Raw genomic sequence first — 2,962 nt, 5'->3', positions numbered from 1 at the left:
GCTGATGGCCGATTGCAAGAATGGGCGCAGTCAATCAGCGACACCATTGTGGCAACCGGCACAGCTATCAAAGACACCATCACTACGCTGTATGAATACCGTGAGGAGATAGGATTTGTAGCCAAAGCGTGGCTTGCGCTTAAAATCGGCTCTTATTTTAGTAGTGTTGTGGCAGGKGCAGTGAGTGCCACCCGGGCATTTGTTACCTATAGAGCCGCCATAACCGCAGCGACAACAGCCACCAATGCTGCGACCGTTGCTGCAAATCGCTGGCGTAATGTGGCAGGTGTGATTGCCCGTGGCGGTGTGTATTTAGCGCTAACCAATGAGGTTATTAACCTGATTGGTGAGTATCAAAATTTAAAAGTTGCTGAAGCAGGCGTCGCGGAAAGTCAGCGCAATGCCGAGTTACAAGCTGCCAAGCTAAAAGGCGAGTTTGAAGTTATCAGCGCAACCACTGGCATACTGGTAACAAACCTAAAAGAGCTAGACGCTGCCGTGGCTGCTGGCACGCTGGTCATGAATGAAACCACCGGAGCATACGAAAACGCAGCACGTAAAGCGGAAGCACTCGCTGAAGCCACACGCATTGCCGCTGAAGAAGAGCGCAAGCGCCAAGAATTGCTCAGGCTCACAATTCCAGAGGCATTACGTGTAATAGAAACTTTAGAGCAACAGGCGCAAAACCTAAATGGTGTGCGCGCTGGTGTTGATGGTTTTATCCAATCCATTGAGTCTGCACGTACTGCACTCGCTGGCGCAGGCGCTGAGTATAGCCAGCAGTTAGTATTACTGGACTCATTGAAAGCTAAGTTTGAAAGCCACAACGAATCATTAGCGCGCCAAGCATATCTCGCAGGAGATGTAAAAAACGCCTATAAAGAGTTGGGCATCACCAGCGCCGACGCACTGACTCAAACGGCGACTAAATTACAAGGAGCGTTTGAATTACTCCAACAAAGCAACGAACCAGTTGCGATGCAACAGCAAGCATTTCTTAAGTGGGCCAAAGCCGCCGTTGAAGCCGCCAACGCCACAGACCAAACTGTGCCTGCGTCCGTTCAAGCGGCTGCGGCCGCACTGGGTTTAACTGCTGAATTGGATAAACTGGTTAATGCAGCAAATAAGCTGAAGCCTGCCACAGATGAAAATAGTACCGCTACAGCAAAGTTTGCCAGTGTGTTAGCCAGCACCCGCGCTGCAATGGAAAACAATAAAAAAATCCTAGACAGCTCTACAGCCTCAGCGGAGCAAAAAGCCAAAGCACAGGCGGCACTAAACCGTCAGACTGGATTGGTGGTCGAACAGGAAACCGATTTGGCGCGGGTGCGAGAGCTAGAAACTAAAAATCTACAAGGGCTAAATGTTGAGCAACGCAAACTTGAGCAAGAGCTTGAACAAGTCAATCAACAATACAAGGTAGGCGCATTAACCGCTGAAGACTACCAACACAAAAAGGAACGGATAAGTAATATTTTATCTGTGGTGAATGACCTACTCGGCGATTTTAAAGATGCACAAGACAATGCAACGGATGCAACTAAGCGAGGAACCCGCGCAACTGAAGATGCAACAAAGGCCAATGAGCGGTCTCTAAAAAGCCTGCGCGAGCAAAAAGAAGAGTTAGAGCGTGTAAGCCAAAGTGCAAATCGTGCTGCAACCAGCATGAGTAACTACCAAAACCGCAACCGTCCAACGGTTGAGCAGATAGTGGACTATCAGGAAAAGCACGAAACAGGGAGAGGTGCGGCATATCGATTTGAAAGTGCAGAGGTAATTGCAGAGCGCGCCCGTCGCGAGCGCGAGAAAATGCAGCAGCAACAGTACGCGCAGTTTGAGCGTGCAATTAACGCATCTACATCAACGGCAGAGCTATCCAAAATTTATGACCGGATATTTAAACAGCTCGTTTATATCGATGGCGAACAAAAACGCGCGCTTCGAGACTTAATCGATAAGCAACGCGAGTCCTTAAAGGCGGTGGCAAGTGCCAAACGCAATTCCGCACGCTCAAACACAATCACACCACGTGAAAACACTGAGTATTACAGTCCAAGTCCTGTGCCGACTAGGCCAAACAATAGCTCACCGCTGAATGATGCGGTAAATGGCAAACTCGATAAATTGCTAACACTACTGACAGGCCAACAATCCGGTAAACGAATAGTCTTGGAACTCAAATTACCCAGTGGCAACACCGCTGAGCTGTACACCACCATTCGAGACCAGCTATTAGACGAACTCGAACAATTGAGTAACGCCCAATGATAGTAATTAACGCTATAGAACTACCACACGCCGTGTGGACAGATGAGCACGATTATCAAGCCGTTGCTGAGCAAACGGAACTCGCCATTAACGGCGCGCCCCATATTGAAAAAACGCTGTTACCTGGTCGGCCTATCACAATTGAGAGTGTGCTGGAGACTGCGAGTGCCTACATTGCACTATTTGACCATAGCCGAACCACGCTAACCGCGTTTGATATATCGATCCGTGGCACCGTATACACAGTGGTTTGGGACCACAGCCAAAAGCCTGTCACGGGCAGCGCCGTCAGTTATTACTCGGATGCAGCACCTGATTTTTTTGAAAACATAACCTTACGACTAAAAACGGTGTAACCATGTTAAGAAGTCACCTTAAAATATTTAAGCCCCAGCGGCTTGGCAGCGCACCCAATGCAGGTGGCCACCGCACCAACAACGCGGTGATTAGCGGAAAGCTAAATGATGTGTTTAGCTCAATCAGCGACGTAGACCATGCGCGCAGCGCCTTTGATTTGGTCAAGCTTTACCCTGCGGTAGGAAGCGATGATGCAACAAAACTATCGGATGCACATGTATTCATAGCCGACCAACCAGAAGACCCGCTGGTCAGCACGCTATTGGTTGAGTCTCCAGATTTACGCGACGACTCGCTGCTTGAAGATATGTTGGAGCTTGAAGATATGTTGGAGCTT

At 49.0% G+C, this 2,962-nt stretch carries 1 protein-coding gene and 2 pseudogenes; all 3 read left to right on the top strand.

Annotated features, from left to right (window positions below; genetic code table 11):
* Window positions 1-2,268: pseudogene (locus tag L1D50_RS22465) on the top strand (phage tail tape measure protein); the annotation flags it as partial.
* Window positions 2,265-2,624 carry a hypothetical protein gene (locus L1D50_RS22460; RefSeq protein WP_239966884.1) on the top strand — a complete coding sequence of 120 codons (360 nt, stop codon included), beginning with the start codon at window positions 2,265-2,267 and terminating at the stop codon, window positions 2,622-2,624. The pseudogene L1D50_RS22465 and the gene L1D50_RS22460, both read left to right, overlap by 4 nt.
* Before the next feature lie 2 nt (window positions 2,625-2,626).
* Window positions 2,627-2,962, top strand: a pseudogene (locus tag L1D50_RS22455) (hypothetical protein); the annotation flags it as partial.

The sequence above is a fragment of the Pseudoalteromonas sp. Isolate6 genome, assembly GCF_022398435.1.
In the GTDB taxonomy this organism is placed as follows: domain Bacteria; phylum Pseudomonadota; class Gammaproteobacteria; order Enterobacterales; family Alteromonadaceae; genus Pseudoalteromonas; species Pseudoalteromonas galatheae.
This window is presented reverse-complemented; position numbering and strand designations above follow the sequence as displayed.